Origin of the sequence: Glycomyces sambucus (genome assembly GCF_900102815.1) — a bacterium.
Lineage (GTDB): Bacteria > Actinomycetota > Actinomycetes > Mycobacteriales > Micromonosporaceae > Glycomyces > Glycomyces sambucus.
The window spans coordinates 177,084-193,466 of the sequence record NZ_FNGF01000007.1; the positions used below are offsets into that span (position 1 = coordinate 177,084).

General features: G+C 72.7%; 15 protein-coding genes. 5 read left to right on the forward strand and 10 right to left on the reverse strand.

From position 1 onward, the window contains the following. The first annotated feature begins 60 nt into the window (after positions 1-60). A complete protein-coding gene (locus BLS99_RS21095) occupies positions 61-648 on the forward strand; it encodes a nucleotidyltransferase family protein (RefSeq protein WP_091053700.1) in 588 nt (195 codons plus the stop codon). Between the two features lie 82 nt (positions 649-730). Here the strand turns inward: BLS99_RS21095 and ndk are convergent, their stop codons facing one another. Then, on the reverse strand, positions 731-1,132 hold the full coding sequence (gene ndk, locus BLS99_RS21100) for a nucleoside-diphosphate kinase (protein WP_091053701.1): 402 nt from the start codon (positions 1,130-1,132) through the stop codon (positions 731-733). Between the two features lie 125 nt (positions 1,133-1,257). Between ndk and BLS99_RS21105 the strand changes: the two genes are divergently transcribed. Both BLS99_RS21105 and BLS99_RS21110 read left to right on the forward strand, forming a co-directional pair. Next, the gene (locus BLS99_RS21105; protein ID WP_091053702.1) at positions 1,258-3,348 is read left to right on the forward strand and encodes a VOC family protein; all 2,091 of its coding nucleotides are present in this window, start codon (positions 1,258-1,260) and stop codon (positions 3,346-3,348) included. A gap of 40 nt (positions 3,349-3,388) precedes the next feature. Continuing rightward, entirely contained in the window at positions 3,389-4,411 is a 1,023-nt protein-coding gene (locus BLS99_RS21110; protein ID WP_091053703.1) for an SCO2521 family protein, read from the forward strand. Positions 4,412-4,414: 3 nt separating this feature from the next. On the opposite strand, the gene BLS99_RS21115 is transcribed toward BLS99_RS21110, so the two are convergent. From BLS99_RS21115 to BLS99_RS21125, 3 genes are read right to left on the reverse strand one after another with little or no spacing between them, the layout of a single operon-like run. Continuing rightward, on the reverse strand, positions 4,415-5,410 hold the full coding sequence (locus tag BLS99_RS21115) for an SCO2522 family protein (RefSeq protein WP_091053704.1): 996 nt from the start codon (positions 5,408-5,410) through the stop codon (positions 4,415-4,417). Then, complete coding sequence (locus BLS99_RS21120) at positions 5,407-6,351, reverse strand: SCO2523 family variant P-loop protein (protein ID WP_091053705.1); 945 nt, start codon at positions 6,349-6,351, stop codon at positions 5,407-5,409. The genes BLS99_RS21115 and BLS99_RS21120 overlap by 4 nt, the downstream gene beginning before the upstream one ends. A 2-nt stretch (positions 6,352-6,353) precedes the next feature. Further along, a complete protein-coding gene (locus tag BLS99_RS21125) occupies positions 6,354-8,219 on the reverse strand; it encodes an SCO2524 family protein (protein WP_143034894.1) in 1,866 nt (621 codons plus the stop codon). A 205-nt stretch (positions 8,220-8,424) separates the two neighbouring features. Here BLS99_RS21125 and BLS99_RS21130 point away from each other — a divergent pair, with 205 nt between their 5' ends. Beyond that, complete coding sequence (locus BLS99_RS21130) at positions 8,425-8,634, forward strand: hypothetical protein (protein ID WP_091053707.1); 210 nt, start codon at positions 8,425-8,427, stop codon at positions 8,632-8,634. A gap of 4 nt (positions 8,635-8,638) precedes the next feature. Here the strand turns inward: BLS99_RS21130 and BLS99_RS21135 are convergent, their stop codons facing one another. Genes BLS99_RS21135 through BLS99_RS21160 form a run of 6 tightly spaced genes read right to left on the reverse strand, consistent with a single transcriptional unit; the run spans position 8,639 to position 15,851 of the window. Continuing rightward, a complete protein-coding gene (locus BLS99_RS21135; protein WP_218126764.1) occupies positions 8,639-9,154 on the reverse strand; it encodes a GNAT family N-acetyltransferase in 516 nt (171 codons plus the stop codon). An 11-nt stretch (positions 9,155-9,165) separates the two neighbouring features. Next, the gene (locus BLS99_RS21140; protein ID WP_218126765.1) at positions 9,166-9,588 is read right to left on the reverse strand and encodes a DUF4233 domain-containing protein; all 423 of its coding nucleotides are present in this window, start codon (positions 9,586-9,588) and stop codon (positions 9,166-9,168) included. Continuing rightward, entirely contained in the window at positions 9,581-10,918 is a 1,338-nt protein-coding gene (locus BLS99_RS21145; RefSeq protein ID WP_091053709.1) for a bifunctional folylpolyglutamate synthase/dihydrofolate synthase, read from the reverse strand. The genes BLS99_RS21140 and BLS99_RS21145 overlap by 8 nt, the downstream gene beginning before the upstream one ends. 56 nt (positions 10,919-10,974) lie before the next feature. Further along, entirely contained in the window at positions 10,975-13,593 is a 2,619-nt protein-coding gene (locus BLS99_RS21150; protein WP_091053710.1) for a valine--tRNA ligase, read from the reverse strand. Positions 13,594-13,635: 42 nt separating this feature from the next. After that, positions 13,636-14,676, reverse strand: coding sequence for a methylmalonyl Co-A mutase-associated GTPase MeaB (meaB, locus tag BLS99_RS21155; protein WP_091053711.1), 1,041 nt, complete (start codon positions 14,674-14,676; stop codon positions 13,636-13,638). Next, complete coding sequence (locus BLS99_RS21160) at positions 14,676-15,851, reverse strand: acetyl-CoA C-acyltransferase (RefSeq protein WP_091053712.1); 1,176 nt, start codon at positions 15,849-15,851, stop codon at positions 14,676-14,678. Before BLS99_RS21160 ends, meaB begins: the two co-directional genes overlap by 1 nt. A gap of 42 nt (positions 15,852-15,893) precedes the next feature. Here BLS99_RS21160 and mce point away from each other — a divergent pair, with 42 nt between their 5' ends. Continuing rightward, the gene (gene mce / locus BLS99_RS21165) at positions 15,894-16,322 is read left to right on the forward strand and encodes a methylmalonyl-CoA epimerase (RefSeq protein WP_091053713.1); all 429 of its coding nucleotides are present in this window, start codon (positions 15,894-15,896) and stop codon (positions 16,320-16,322) included. Positions 16,323-16,383: the final 61 nt, after the last annotated feature.

Below are 16,383 nucleotides of genomic sequence, written 5' to 3' on the forward strand. Positions count from 1 at the left end.
GCAGGGGGCGCCGCCGCACCTCCCGCCGCGAGGCGGGACCATCGAAGGGGGAGCAAGACCATGGGGAACACCGCGGGGCTCGTGCTCGCCGCAGGCGCCGGAAGGCGCTTCGGCCAGCCCAAGGCCCTCGTCCAGTACGACGGCCGCAGCCTGCTCGACCGGGCCGTGGCCACACTGCGCGACGGGGGCTGCCGCCAAGTGCTCGCCGTCCTCGGCGCGGGAGCCGAGCAGGCGCTCTCGGCGGCCACGGAGGCGTTCACGCCGGTGCTCAACCGGCGCTGGGGGCAGGGGCTGTCCACGTCGCTGAAGGCCGGGCTCGCCGCCGTCCCGGCACGGTACGAAGGGGTCGTCGTGACCCTCGTCGACCAGCCGCGCATCGAGGCCGAGGCGGTCCGGCGGCTGGTCGCCGCAGCCGCCGAGGGGGCCGCGGTCGCGATCGCCACCTACGAGGGCCGGCGCGGCCACCCGATGTACTTCGCGCGCGAGCACCTGGACGCCATCGCCGACGGGGCGACCGGCGACCGCGGGGCCCGCGACTTCATCACCGCGAACCCCGGCCTGGTGCGCGAGGTCGCGTGCCCGGGCGACCCGATCGACGTCGACACCCCGGCCGACCTGGCGGCGATCCAGCACCCGAGCCCCGCGTAGCGCACGGCCCGGACCGCACTGCTGCCAGCGTCGTCAGCGGTGCGTCAACACCTCCGGAAGCGGTGCCCCCGGATCGGGCGGTCTAGAACCAGAGGTCGATCTCGCGCTTCGCGGACTCCTCCGAGTCCGAGGCGTGCACGAGGTTCTGCTGGTTCGACAGCGAGAAGTCGCCGCGGATCGTCCCCGGCTCGGCCTTGCGGCCGTCGGTGGCCCCGGCGAGCTTGCGCACCACCGGGATCGCCTCGTCCCCGGCCACGACCAGGCTCACCAGCGGGCCGGAGGTCATGAAGTCCTTGAGGCCCTCGTAGTAGGGCCGGCCCACGTGCTCGGCGTAATGCGCGTCCGACAGCGCCGCGTCCATGGTGCGCAGCCGCAGCTCCTCGACGCGCAGCCCCTTGCGCTCCAGGCGGGCGAGGACCTCGCCGATGAGCCCGCGCCGGACGGCGTCGGGTTTGATCAACACGAGCGTGCGCTGCTCGGCCACGGGAACTCCTTGAAGGCGTGTGTCGGATTAGTGGCTGCCATCGTAAGCGATGTTGTGTCTGTTGCCTCCCCCACGTACGATTCACATTGAAACCCGGTTACCCAGTTGCGGATGAGGTGTCCCAGATGCCCTCGAGACAGCCACCCCGTCCCGCCCCGCGGCCTACCAAGGCCCCCAGCCGGGGCGGTGCCAAGGGCGGGGCCGCCCGCGGCGGGGCGAAGGGCGCCGCCGTCAAGGGCGGGGCCAAGGGCGCGGCCGGAGTGCGCAAGGCGGCGCCGCTGAAGGCGCAGCCGCGCGGCAACGGGAGGCAGCAGGCCCGGGGCATGACCGCGGAGCAGCTGCGCCAGCAGCGGCTCCTGATGGACCAGCAGCGGCGCCAGAACCAGGCGCGCTGGTGGGCGATCAACCAGCACGCCATGAAGGACCTGCACTCGCGCCAGCACCACGCGGCCGGCGGCGAGGCGATCGGGACGGTCCTCAACGCGGACAGGCGGATGCGGTGGCGCACCTCCCGCGCGATCGGCGCCATCACTTTACTGATCCTGGCGTTCTTCTTCACCTCCATGGCGATCGGCGCGCAGAGCGTCGGCATCGCCGTGCTCGCGTTCCTGTGCCTGGCGGGGACGATCACGTTCTTCACGGTGGAGCACTCGGCCCGGCGCTTCCCGCAGCCGGTCCCGGCCCCGCCGCTGATCGGGCAGCACCGGCTCGAAGACCTCATCGTCGAGGACGACCCGCCGCGCGGCGCGGCGGTGAAGGAGCCCGAGCGCGGTTCCCTTGACGACCTGTTCGAGCCGAACCGGCCCGAGACCGCGCCGCTGGCGACGCCTCCTCCTGCGCCGCAACCGGAACCGTCGCGGCCAGCAGCCGCGGCGCCGATCGCGGTGGTGACGCCCGCGACCGTGATCGACGAACCCCTGGTCGCTGAGCGTGCGCCGCAGGCGGCCCCGGTAGTCGTAACGGCCGCCGCCGAACCGGCCGGCTCCGAAACGGCCGCTGCCGAACCTGCCATCGCCGAGCCTGCCGAACCCGACTTCCCCGTGTCGGAACGCGTCGCCTCGGAGCCGGTGGCGGTCGAGCCGAGCACGCTCGAAAGAGGCACGGTCGAAGCAGGCACGGTCGAAACCGGTACAGCCGAACCCGTCGTCTCCGATCCCGTTGCGGTCGAACCGGTCGAGGAGCATCCGAAGTGCGAGACGGCGCAAGCCGCCGCTGCGGCGGCGCCCCCGCTCGGGGTGGTGCCGGTGGCGTCTGAGGCGCTGAAGGCCGCGTCGCAGCCGCTGAATGAACCGAAGGCGGCCGAGACCTATCCGGTGGAGGAACCGCCCGCCACCGAGACCTACCCGATCGAGGAGCCGTCGCCCACGACCTACGTGGTGGTCGAGACCCAGGCCGCCCGGGAGTCCGCGGTCGAACCGGCCGCCGCCGAGGCGCCCCTGTTCAGATCGGAAGCCCAAGCGGCCGAAGCACCTCCGGTCGCCGACGCGCCCGTGGACTCCGCGTCCTCGGAGTCGGCACCGCTGCCCGCGGACCCGCCCGCCGCGTTCACGCTGCCGAGCGAGCAGATCGGCGGGGCGGCCGTGGTCGCGGGCACGGACGAAAGCTCTGCTGTGCGCGCCAACGAGAACAGCGTCGAGATCGTCGACATGCCGCTCGACGACCCCCTCGACGCACCTCTCGTCACGCCGCTCGCCGCGCCGCCCGCCGAACCGCTCGACGAACCGTCGCCCCCCAAGGGCCCCATCGCCGAAGCCGCGTCGAAGCTCCGCTCGCCGTCCGCGGAGGGGAGCAACCTCGCCCGGGACCTCGCCGAACTGCTCCTCTCGGAGGAGCGCCTGGGCGGCACCGACGTCACCGACGTGGCCGCGACACTCGTGGTCACCGACCTCCAGCGGTCAGTCGAGTTCTACACGGACGCACTGGGTCTGGCGATCTCCGACCGCACCCCCGAAGCGGCCGTGCTCGACGCCGGGTTCGGGAAGATCCTGCTGTGGGAGCGGCCCGACGCGCCCCCCGGCGAGACCGGGATCATGCACCTCACCTTCGAGGTCGGCGACATCGACGCCGCGTTCACGCAGATGAACGAGGCCGGCGTCCAGTTCCTGCACCTCCCCCGCACCGCCCTCCTGGGCCAGAACTACGAGATGCGCGCCGCCGCCTTCCGCGACCCGGACGGCCACGGCCTCGCCATCACCGAGCACCGGGAGCGCGACTAGCAACCGGAACCCGTTCCCGCCCTTGCGAAGAGGAGTGCCCATGCTCATCGTCGGCGAGATCCACACCGCGCTGCTGCCGCATTCGCGGCCGCTGACGCCCGAGGAGGCCCGCGCGGCCCTGTCGCTCGCGGTCGGCGAGACCGTCGTCCAATGGGCGCGGCCGGTCCCGCACACGGCCTCGCCCGTGCTCCTGCACGGCGTCGACTGCAAGCTGCCGCTCGCGCCGAAGCAGGACAACCCGCACGCCGACGACCGGTCCGCGAACGGGTCGGTCCGCGCCGTCGGCACCGTCTGCTCCCGGGCGGTCCTCACCGGCGGGCACCTGCTCCAGGGCTCGGCGTGGACGTCGGTGTCCCCGCCGACCCGGCCGCGGCGCATGCCCTGGTCGTACTACCTGGCCCGGCCCGGGACGCTGGAGACGATCGGGAACTTCGAGGTCGAACGCCTCGCGCGCGCGTTCCTCGTCGCCGAGAACCGGCGCGACCGCACCGAACTGCTCGACACCGCGGCCATCGCCCGCCACTCCATCCACGACGTGCTCGCGCGGCCCGTCCTCGACCAGCGCCCGCCCGTCAAGACCGGGTCCACCCGGCTGCGGTGGGCGGCCATCGCCGACCCCGGCAAGGGCCGGGCCGTCGCGTTCCGCCTGGTCGGCGGCGACCGGCGGCGCATGAGCATGGTGACCGGCGTGGTCGAGCCCGAGCAGATCGCCGCCGCCGCCGAAGACCTCGCCGTCCACGACTGGCTGCTCACGGCCGTCGCCGCGCGGATCGCGCTCGCGAAGATCGGCGAGGACCCGCGGCACACGCTGCGGACCCTCCGCCCGGTCGTCGACCACCTGATGCACCTGTGGGCGGCGGGCGCCCGGACCTCCCGGGACCTGGAGTTCCTGTGGGACTCGCTGGAGCGGCGCCCGGGCCTGTCGCGGCAGTGGGCGACCATGACCGAGCGGGTCAGGTCCCAGATCGACTACGGCGCAGCGGATCTCGCGGCGAAGATGCTCGACATGATGGAGCAGGGCCAGCGCCGGGGCGGCGGCGGCACCGACCACTTCCTCAGGTAGGCCCTAGATCGGGCCCTGGAAGATGTAGGAGAGCCGGTCGACCAGTTCGGCCGGGAGCGCCATGCCCTCGCGTTCGGCGGACTTGCGGATCGACTCGACCGCGCCCGGGTCGGGGCGGATGCTGCCGCAGATGACGCGGACCGCGTGCTCCACCTCCAGGAAGTCCGTCGACAGCACCGACACGGTCCGGTACGCCGGGAACGGGAACGCCTGCGCGTTGAGCTGGAGGATCGGCGGCATCTCCGCCCACCGGTCGGGGAAGCGGCTCGCGGTCCGCCGCCCGGGCGCGTGCCCGTGCTCGGCGGGCACCACGGACTCGACGGGCTCGGGCACGCCGATGCGGCGGCCCTGGTCGCGCAGGACGCCCAGGCGCAGCAGCTGCCAGACCGCGGCGAGCATCGGGCACGACCAGCGCCGTCCCTGCGGGGTGTCGTTCCACAGCTCGACGTCGAGGAACACCGAGTGCTCGCGGCGCGCGTTCTGGCTCGGCGGGACCCACCGCAGCGGCGCGCCCATGGCGATGCCGCGCGGCTTCGGCGTGGGCACGCCGTTGGGGAGCCAGCCGAGGTCGGAGACCGGCGGGCGCGCGCCGGTGGTGCCCGGCGGCGGCTCGAACACGATCCGGTCGGCGACGAGGCCGGCGAGGTCCAAGGGCCCCATGCGGTCGCACGAGGACTCGCGGGCGAGGTAGTCGATGCGCAGGCCCGCGTCGGCGGCGGCCTCGGCGACGGTGTCGATGAGCCGTTCGGGTTCGGGCAGGTCGTGGTGGAAGTAGTCGTCCACGAGGTAGCAGGTGGAGACGCGGGGCGTGCGGCCGCCGAGGCGCCGCGTCAGCGCCTCGGTGGTGCCGTGGACCCACGCGGCCGCCGAGGCCATCTCCTCCTTGAGCGCGTCGGGGCGGGCGAGGTCGTCGGCGTACAGGTGCCCGACCTCGATCGACAGGTGGGACATGCCGAACCGCTCGGTGCGCTGCTTGGCGCTGGTCTCCTCGTAGGTCATTCGATCCCCCGCACGCTCGCTTCGAGTCCGGGCACGAACAGCTCCTCGGCCGAGCGGGCGGCGAGGTCGGCGAAGGCCCGGACGGTCTCCTGGTTCGCGATCCGCAGCGTCACCGTGTCGGCGTCGGTGATGATCTGCTCGCGCCACTGGAGGACCGGGTCGAGGGGGACCGATCCGAGGAGGTTCATGCGGCCGAGCTTGAGGCGGGCGGCCATCTGGTGCAGGTCGGCGTCGATCTTGCGCAGCCACCGGATCTGCGTGGCCTCCAGGCCCGAGAGGTCGGCGCCGTCGGGGTCGACGACCGCGGTGCGCACGTAGCGGATCGAGGCGAGGAGCTTGCGCTGGTAGTCCTCGCCGTACGACTTGGCGGTCTCCACGAGGCCGCGCTCGCCGTAGACGAGGGAGTGGGCGGCGATGACGTGCTGCTTGGTCCAGCGGTGGTAGACGATCCAGCGCCACGGGAGGTTCGCGAGCTCGGGGCGGGCGGTCGCGGCCATGACCATCTCGGTGGCGTGGGAGCGGCCCGCGGAGAGGTCGACGATGACGAGGTCGTATTCGCGCGAGAGCTCCTGCAGGAGTGTGACGCAGCGGTCGACGGTGTGCGCGTCGCCGGGGAACTCGGAGCCGTCCGCGTCGCCGGGGCACAGGACGAGCTCGCCGGCGCCGTCGGGGCGGGCCTGGAGTTCGGCGCGGTCGCTGACGGCCCACACCGAGTGCCGCTCGGTCTCGGAGGCGAGGTCCTGGAGGTACTCGTGGACGCCGCTGCCGTGCGTGCCGTGCTCCAGGTCGTCGATGCCGAAGATCGCACCGGCCGTGGGGGACCCGAAGTCGAAGTCCACATAGCACACGTTCATGCCCTGGACGGCGCGCCGGTACGCGAGGTTGCACGAGGAGACCGACCGGCCCGTGCCGCCCTTGTCCGAGGTCGCGAACAGCAGCATCGTCACACTCCGGTCTCGGCGTCGCGCCCGGCCGAGATGAGCCGGTCGAGGTCGATGAGGGCCTTGACGCCCAGGGAGAACGCGGTGCCCGGACGCTCGTCCACGACCTCCTTGGCGTGGCGGATCGTCAGCCCGACCGAGCGGATCTCCTGCGCCAGCGCCGGTCCGGCGCTCCCCGAGCCGCGCAGCAGCTCCTGGTCGTAGATGTGCTCGGCCTCCACGAGCAGTTCGTGCGCCAGGTCCTCCAGGCTCCGCGAGCGGGCGGGCTCGGACCCGGCGAACTGGGCGGCGAGCACCATCGCCTCGACCACGCGGATCGTGAAGTGCCAGGACGGGTCGGTGAAGACCTTCTCCAGCTCGGTGAAGACCTGCTGCGGCTGGTCCCACAGGCGGGCGGCGCCGCCCTCGCGGATGCGCCTGCGCGCCAGGTGGTCCCACACGAGGTCGGCGACCTGCAGGAGCTGGGCGCGGGCCTCGATGGTGACCAGGAGGCCGGCGGCGTCGTAGATGCGCTTGAGGAGCAGCGGCGCGAAGTCGACCATGTTCCAGATCATGGCCGGGCCGTCGAGCTTCTCGATGCCGGCGAGCTCGGCCGTCACGCCGGGGTAGTGCATCTCGACGGCGCGGTCGCCGACGAGGGGGCGGCGGGTGATGCGGCCGCGGTTGGCGAGTTCGACCAGGACGTTCGCGAGGCGGATGAGGTCGTCGTCGCCGCCGCGCTGGGAGCCGAAGGTCTCGGTGGCGACGGCGCAGACGAGGAGGCTGTAGTAGTCGTACTCCAGGCCGTCGGTGGTGCGCCAGGGGACGTCTTCGAGGGGCCACTTGGAGCCGCCGCCGAAGGAGGCGACCATGGCCCAGTAGCGGCGGGTGACGTCGAGGCGGATCTGGAGCGACTGGGAGAGGCGGCGCTCCTCCTCGGTGAGGAGGTTGCGGCGCATGACGCGGTCGGAGAACAGGGTGGCGATGGCTTCGAGGGCGACCACGGTGAAGTACAGGTAGGGGGCGTCCTCGGCGCGGCCGACGCGCTGGGTGGAGGTGTCGGAGACCTCGGGGATGTCGGGGGCCTTCTCCACGACCGACCAGGACCAGCCGATCTCGAAGAGCTTCGTGGGGGCCTCGACGCCGGCGGTGCCGCCGGAGCCGACAGTGATGGTGCGGAGGGTCGCGATGATCTCCGCGGCCGCCTCCCGGAAGCGGCGCACGATCTTGCGGTCGGGCTGGCCGTCGACGTTGATAAGGGCGATGAGCTGGCGGCCGAAGTCGTCGTCGGCGTCGAAGGTGGAGACGGCGAAGGAGCGCAGGAGGCCGGTGATCGCGCCGAGGAGGCGGCGGTGGACGACGCGCTCGACGTGGTGGAGCTCTTCGACGAGGTCGGCGCGGCCCATGCGGTCGACGGTGGGCGAGAAGTCGGCGAGGAAGGTGAGCGCGGTGAGGCTCAGGGGGATCGCGAGGGCGAAGCCCTCGGTGACGTCGATGGCGCGCTGCTCGGCGGTGGCCTTGCGGTTCTTGTCGACGCGGTGCATGTTGGCGCCGCCGGAGTAGACGGGGACGCCGTCGGCGTCGACGTGCTTCTCCATGTACTCCTTGACGAGCCGCATGATCCGGATGGGGATCTCGACGGCGTCGCCGAGCCCGGAGAGGGCGTCGAGGACGGCGTCGCTGGTGGCGTCGGGGTCGGCGTAGCGCAGGTCGGGGAGTTCCTGGGCGGGGTAGAGCAGGCACAGGAGCTGCTGGGCGTCGCCGACGGCGTCGGAGGGGTTGCGGCCGCCCCAGAACCACTCGCGGCGCCGCGAGCCGTCCTCGGCGGGGCGCCAGCTGAAGGCGATCTGCGCCCGCCAGATGTCGAGGAGCTGCTGCCGAGGCTGCATCTTCACAGGGGACCACCGCCGTACGCTCGGGGACCGAAACGGACAGGTTCACTATGGCATGTCGATGCGACGCAACCGGACTCACAGAACGTGGTTTGTCGGCTACCCGACAGTCACGGAGCGTCCGCGGGCGGTCGCCCGCGCGTCTTACCGGTAGGGCCCGCGGACCGGAGCCACCGGACCGCCCCTGGCACGAGGAGTCCACATGGTCGAGATGATCCTCGCCGGCGTCATCGTCGGCGCGGTCGCCGCGGCGGCCGTCATCACCGGCGCCCGGGACCGGCGCAAGCGCCGCCGCCTGCGCGACGACGACGAGTTCGACGGCGCGAGTCCCGCCCCGATCCCCGGCGGCTGGCACGCCGCCGGAGGCTACAACGTCGGGATCACCAGCGGCATGGACGCGGGCAGCGACTGAGCGCTCAGGCCCGCAGCTCGTAGACGCGGCAGGGGACGTCGAGTCCCGGGACCACGGTCTCGCGTTCGAGGGCCATGCCCAGCTTCTCGGCGACGCGGACCGAGGCCGCGTTCTCGGCGTGGACGCACGAGACGACCCGGTCGAGGCCGAGGTCGCCGAACGCGAAGCCGACCACCGCGCGGGCGGCCTCGGGCGCGTAGCCGCGGCCCCAGCGGCCGCGGGCGATCCGCCACCCGACCTCGGTGGCGGGCAGGATCTCCGGCAGGAACGAGGGCGTCGCGAGGATCCCGAGCCCGACGAGGTCGCCGGTGGCGCGCTCGGACACGGCGAACGCGCCCCAGCCGTGCTCGTCCCAGTGGGCCGCGGCCTTCGCGCACAGGGCCTCGGTCTGCTCCGGGGTGCGCGGCGCGCCGGACCCGATGTAGCGCATGACCTCCGGGTCGGCGTTGATCGCCGCGAGGTCCTTCGCGTCCGACTCGGCGAGCGGACGCAGGGACAGGCGTTCGGTCTTCAGTTCCACGGAGAGGATCCTCATCGTCTGGGAGGCAGGCCGAGCTGGCGCTTGACGTGCCAGCAGTAGCCCCACACGCAGGCGAACACGATCCCCGCGACGCCGAGCGACCAGTGGATCGGCCAGCACGCGATCACCGCGACCTGGAGCACCGCGCCCGCGGGCCAGATCCACGGGCGCTTCGCCATGCCCGCCAGGACGACCGCGGCGAGCACCAGGGCGACGATCGCGATCGTCGCGGGCGCGGGGTCGTCGAGGATGATCCGCATCGGGACGATCGCCAGCAGCAGCGCCAGCGCCTCGAACGCGAGGGCCATCGCCGCGAGGCCGCGCGCGGCGCGGGCCGGGTCGCGCAGGCCCGAGCGGTTCGGGTCCGGCTCCTCCCAGGGGGCCTCGGCGTCCTCGGGCCGCTCCGGGTGCTCGTGGTCGCCGGGGTCAGCCACGGCGGCCCACCAGGATGCGGCGGGCGTCGGCGACGGTGAACACCGAGCCGGTGACGAGGACGCCCCCGCCCGACTCGTACAGGTCGTCGGCCTCCTCGGCGAGCTCGATGCCGCGGGCGATCGCGTCGCGCAGGTGCGGGTACACGTGGACGCGCTCCTCGCCGAAGACCTCCACGGCGAGCTTCGCGAGCGTCGCCGCGGGCATCGCCCGGTCCGAGGACGACTTCGTGATGACGATCTCGTCGAGGACCGGTTCCAGGAGTTCGAGCATGTGGTCGACCTCCTTGTCCGCGAGCATCCCCACGACGCCGACGAGCTTGCGGAAGTTGAACGACTCCTCCACGGCCTTCGCCATGGCCTCCATGCCCGCCGGGTTGTGCGCCGCGTCGAGGACGACCGCGGGCTCGTTGCGCACGACCTCCAGGCGGCCCGGGGAGGCGAACTCCGCGAACGCCTGGCCGACCACCTCGGCGTCGAGGGCCTTCGGCTCGCCCGCGCCGAGGAGCACCTCGACGGCCGCGAGCGCGAGCGCCGCGTTGTGCGCCTGGTACTCGCCGTGCAACGGCAGGAACAGGTCCTGGTAGCGGGCGGCGCGGGTCTCGATCGTGACGAGCTGCCCGCCGACGGCGACCTCGCGGGAGGTCACCTCGAAGCCGCGGCCCTCGGGGACGAGCTTGGCGCCCATCGACTGCGCGCGGCGCAGCAGCGGCTCCATCGCCGAGCGCTCCTGCACGGAGGTGACGAGTGTCGAGCCCTCGTGGACGATCCCGGCCTTCATGGTCGCGATCTCGGCGATGGTCTCGCCGAGCCACTTCGTGTGGTCGATGCCGATCGGGGTGATGACCGCGACCTCGGCGTTGAGGACGTTCGTCGAGTCGGTCTCGCCGCCCAGCCCGACCTCGATGACGCCGACGTCGATCGGGGTGTCGGCGAACGCGCCCATGGCGAGCGCGACGGTCATCTCGAAGTACGTCAGCGACTCGGTGGCCTCGCGGTCGACGAGCTCGGCCAGCGGCGCGATCTCGTAGTACTGCTGGGCGAGCCGCTCGGGGCTGATGGGCTCGCCGTCGACGCAGATTCGCTCGGTCACGTCGTTGAGGTGCGGCGAGGTGAACATGCCCGTGCGCAGGCCGTGCCCGCGCAGCAGCCGCTCGATCATGCGGGTGGTCGACGTCTTGCCGTTGGTGCCGGTGACGTGGACCGACCGGAACGACCGCTGCGGGTCGCCCATGAGGTCGAGGAGCTGCTTGATGCGGTCGAGCGTGAAGTCCCAGCGGGAGAACCCGCGGGATTCAAGCGCCGCTTCGACTTGCGCCAGTTCGGCGTTCAATGTGGTCGTCCCCCAGTTGGAAGGGGAGGCCGGGGCCTCAGAGCCCCGGCCTCCACTCACGTGAGTCGTGCGAGCTGCGCGGTGACGCGCGCGATGTCGGCCTCGGCGGTCGCCTTGCGCGCCTTGATCTTGTCGACCACGGCGTCCGGCGCCTTCGCCAGGAACGCCTCGTTGCCGAGCTTCCCGGTCGTCCCGGCCAGCTCCTTCTCCGCGACCTTCAGGGCCTTCTCCAGGCGCGCCCGCTCGGCCGCCACATCGATGGTCCCCGACGTGTCGAGCCCCACGGTGACCTGGTCGGACACCGCGAGCTCCGCGGTGGGTGCGAAGCCCTCGGCCTCGGCCTCAAGGCGCACCAGCGCGCGCACCAGCGGCTCCTGGTCGGCCAGGCCCGCCGCGGCGAGCCCCGAGATCCGGGCCGGCACCGGCTGGCTCGGCTTCACGCCCTGGTCGGAGCGGAAGCGCCGCACCTCGGTCACCAGGTGCTGGAGGGCGCCCACGAGCCGCTCGGCCTCGTCGTCGGCGCCCGCGGGCCGCGGCCACGCGGCCACCGTCAGCGAGTCGCCCCGGTCTTCGGTGCCGGTGAGCGTGAGCCACAGCTCCTCGGTCACGAACGGGATCACCGGGTGCAGCAGCCGCAGGAGCTGGTCGAACACGTGCCCGATGATCCGGCGCGTGTCCTCGGCGCGCTGCCCGCCCTCGGCGAGCACCGGCTTCGTCAGCTCCAGGTACCAGTCGAAGACGTCGTCCCACGCGAAGTGGTACAGCAGGTCCATCGCCTTCGCGAACTCGTACTGCTCCAGGTGGGCGTCGACGCCCTCCACGGTGCGCGAGAGGCGCGAGAGGATCCACCGGTCGACGAGCGACGGGTCGGACGGCAGGTCGCCCTCCACGGTCGCGCCCGACATGAGCGCGAACCGCGTCCCGTTCCACAGCTTGTTGCAGAAGTTCCGGGCCACCTCGGCCAGCTCGATCGACGCGATCGAGTCCGCGCCCGGGTTCGCGTCCCGCGCGAGCATGAACCGCAGCGCGTCCGCACCGTACTGGTCCACGACCTCCAGCGGGTCGATGCCGTTCCCGGAGGACTTCGACATCTTCTTGCCGTGCTTGTCGCGGATGAGGCCGTGCAGGAACACCTCGCCGAACGGGGCCCTGCCCATGGCGTACGTCCCGAACATCATCATCCGGACCACCCAGAAGAAGATGATGTCCCAGCCGGTGACCAGCACCGCCGTCGGATAGAACTTCTCCAGCGCCTTCGTGTCCTCCGGCCAGCCGAAGGTCGAGAACGGCCAGAGCCCTGAGGAGAACCACGTGTCGAGCACGTCGGGGTCCTGCACGTAGCCCTCCGGGGCGCTCTCGCCCGGGCCCACGCACACCTCCTCGCCGTTCGGGCCGTACCAGATCGGGATCCGGTGCCCCCACCACAGCTGGCGCGAGATGCACCAGTCGAGCAGGTTGTCGACCCACGAGAAGAACCGCTTCTCCATCTCCGGCGGGTGGATCTTCGTCTCGCCCGAGCGCACCGCGTCGCCCGCGGACTTCGCGAGGCGCTCCACCTTCACGAACCACTGCTTCGACAGCCGCGGCTCCACCGTGGTGTCGCAGCGCTCGCAGTGCCCGACCGCGTGCATGTACGGGCGCTTCTCGGCCGTGATGCGGCCCTCGGCGCGCAGCGCGGCCGCGATCGCCGAGCGGGCCTCGAACCGGTCGAGCCCCTGGAACGGGCCGTGCGCGGTGATCACGCCGCGCTCGTCCATGATGAGGATCGACTCCAGGCCGTGGCGCTGGCCGATCGCGAAGTCGTTCGGGTCGTGCGCGGGCGTCACCTTGACGGCGCCGGTCCCGAACTCGGGGTCGACGTGCGAGTCGGCCACGATCGGGATGCGGCGGCCCGTGAACGGCACCTCCACGGTGGTGCCGAGCAGGTGCCGGTAGCGCTCGTCGTCGGGGTGGACGGCCACGGCGGTGTCGCCGAGCATCGTCTCCAGACGGGTCGTGGCCACCACGATCGAGGCGTCGCCCTCGCCGTAGCGCATCGACACGAGCTCGCCCGCGTCCTCCTGGTGCTCCACCTCGATGTCCGAGAGCGCGGTCATGCAGCGCGGGCACCAGTTGATGATGCGCTCGGCGCGGTAGATCATGCCGTCGTCGTACATGCGCTTGAACATGGTCTGCACGGCGGAGGACAGGCCGTCGTCGAGGGTGAACCGCTCGCGGTCCCAGTCGACGCCGTCGCCGATCTTCTTCATCTGCGAGGTGATGCGCTCGTGGTAGACGTCCTTCCACTCCCACACCTTGTCCACGAACGCCTCGCGCCCCAGGTCGTGGCGGGACAGCCCCTCCTTGTCGGCGAGCTGGCGCTCCACCACGTTCTGGGTGGAGATGCCGGCGTGGTCGGTGCCGGGGAGGAACAGGGCCTCCTTGCCGCGCATGCGCTCGCGCCGCACCAGCGTGTCGATCAGGGTGTGGTCGAGCGCGTGCCCGAGGTGGAGCTGCCCCGTCACGTTCGGCGGGGGGATCACGATCGCGTAGGGCTCGCGGTCGGAGTCGTCGGCAGCCTTGAACCGGCCGTCGGCTACCCACTTCGCGTAGCGTCGCGCCTCTACCTCTACGGGCGCGTACGTCTTCGGCAGGTGGGTTTCCGGGGCCGGTGTCTGCTCAACTGCGTCTGTCACCGCTCCAGTCTACGAAGCCGCGCGGTGCGAAGGCGAAGAGGTTTAGCCGGTGTCGCCGAGAACGCTCCGCGCCGCCGACGCCACGTCCGTCTCGCCGCTCGCGACGGCCTCCGCCAGCGCCTCGGTGACCTTGAACCGCTCGCGCAGGGCCGCGTCGACCCGCGCGCGGATCTCGGCGGCGGCCCGGCGGCGGCGCTGGTCGGCGAGCCGGTCGCCCTCGGCGAGCCAGTCGTGGTGCTTCCCGATGGCGGCGATGAGCTCGTCGACGCCCTTCGCCTCGGAGGCGACGGTGGTGCAGACGGGCTGGCGCCACTCCCCGGGCTCGCGGCGGACGAGGCTCATCATGGCCTTGAGGTCGCGGACGGTGCCGTCGGCGCCGGGCCGGTCGGCCTTGTTGACGACGTAGACGTCGGCGATCTCGACCACGCCGGCCTTCACCGCCTGGATGCCGTCGCCCATGCCGGGGGCGAGCAGCAGCAGGGTGGTGTCGGCGAGCGAGGCGATCTCGACCTCGGCCTGGCCGACCCCGACGGTCTCGACGATGACGACGTCGAAGCCGAGCCCTTCGAGGAGCCGCACGCCCGCGCCGGTGGTGGCGGCGAGGCCGCCGAGGTGGCCGCGGGTGGCGATCGAGCGGATGTAGACGCCGGGGTCGAGGGCGTGATCGGCCATGCGGACGCGGTCGCCGAGGATCGCGCCGCCGGAGAAGGGGCTGGAGGGGTCGACGGCGAGCACGCCGACGCGCAGGCCCTGCGCGCGCCAGGCGCCGATGAGCGCCGAGACGAGCGTGGACTTGCCGACGCCGGGCGAGCCGGTGATGCCGACGACCTGGGCCTCGCCCCCCTTGACGAGGCCCGCGAGCGCGGGCGCGGCGGGCGTGTCGTTCTCCAGGACGGTGAGGAGGCGGGCGGTGGCCCGGCGGTCCCCCTTGCGGGCCGCCGCGACGGTGTCCTCCAGAGCGCTGTCCTGCAACGTGGTGCCTCTCCGGGTGCGGTCCTCCGGGGCGCCGCCGCTCGGCGCCCGGTCGTGTCGGCCGCCGCCGTCGGCGGCGCGGTCGTCGAGCGTGCGTTCGCCGGTCGCCATCAGGCTCCCTTGAGGACGATGGCGTCGCCCTGCCCGCCGCCGCCGCACAGGCCGGCGGCGCCGATCGCGCCGGGGGCGAGCTGGCGGGCGAGGGTCTGGGCGAGGCGGGCGCCGGAGGCGCCGATCGGGTGGCCGAGGGCGATCGCGCCGCCGTCGGGGTTGACGCGGGCGAGGTCGACGCCCAGGGTCTCGGCGGAGGCGAGGACGACGGCCGCGAACGCCTCGTTCATCTCGACCACGTCGAGGTCGGCGGCGGTGGCGCCCGCGAGGGCGAGGGCCTTGGCGATCGCGTTGGCGGGCTGGTCGAGCAGGGAGTTGTCGGGTCCGGCGACGGTGGCGTACGCGAGGATCTCGGCGGTCCAGGCCCAGCCGTTGGCCTCGGCCACGGACCTGCGGGTAAGGACGAGCGCGGAGGCGCCGTCGGAGATCTGGGAGGCGGAGGCGGCGGTGATGGTGCCGTTCTCGGTGAAGGCCGGGCGCAGCTGCGCGAGGCCCTCGGGGGTCGACTCGGGGCGCACGCCCTCGTCGGCGTCGACGTAGCCGCGGCGGGTCTCGACGGGGGTGATCTCCTCGGCGAGGCGCTCGGCGGCCTTGGCGGCCTTCTGGTGCGAGTCGGCGGCGAAGGCGTCCTGCTGCTCGCGGGTGATCGAGCGGCCCTTGAGGTGGCGCTCGGTGGACTCGCCCATGGAGATGCCGTCGTAGGCGTCGGTGAGGCCGTCGTGGGCGAGGTGGTCGAGGAGGACCGCGTCGCCGTACTTGAAGCCGCGGCGCGAGCCGGGCAGCAGGTGCGGGGCGCGGCTCATCGACTCCATGCCGCCGGCGACGACCACGTCCGCGGCGCCGCCGCGCAGGAGCTGGTCGGCGAACCCGACGGCGGTGAGCCCGGAGAGGCACACCTTGTTGATCGCGAGCGCGGGCACGCGCATGGGGAGCCCGGCGGCCACGGCGGCCTGGCGGGCGGGGTTCTGGCCGCAGCCCGCGGACAGGACCTGTCCGAGGAGGACCTGGTCGACCAGGTCGGGGGCGACGCCCGCGCGTTCGATGGCGGCTCGGATCGCGGTCCCGGCCAGGTCGGTGGCCGGGGTGTCGGCGAGCGCCCCGTTGAAGCGCCCGGTGGGTGTCCGGGCGGCGGCGAGGATGACGGTCGTGTCGTCAAGGGCCGAGTGGTCGTTCATGGCGGACCTCCGTTGGTCGATTCGCTCGATACGCTCGATCGTATGACGTTCACGGACGGAATCGGATTGCGGCGCATCGATCACATCGGCATCGCGGTGCCCGACCTCGACGCGGCCCTGGAGTGGTACGAGGGCGCGCTCGGCGGCAGAGCGGTGCACCGCGAGGTCAACGAGGCGCAGGGGGTGGTCGAGGTGATGGTCGCGTGGCCCGAGGGCGGCGCGCAGGTGCAGCTGCTCGCGCCGCTGACGCCGGAGTCGACGATCGCGAAGTTCCTGGGGACCAAGGGCCCCGGGCTCCAGCAGCTGGCGTTCACCGTCGCGGACGTGGAGGCCGCCGCGGCGGCGCTGCGCGCGCGGGGCGCGCGGCTGCTGTACGAGGAGGCGCGGGAGGGCACCGCCGGGTCGCGCATCAACTTCGTGCACCCGAAGGACGCGGGCGGGGTCCTGGTCGAACTCGTCCAACCCGCCTAAGGCCCTTCGGAGCCCGGGCGGCGCAGGTCAGGGCCGGTTGTCACCCTGAGTGTCAGATAAA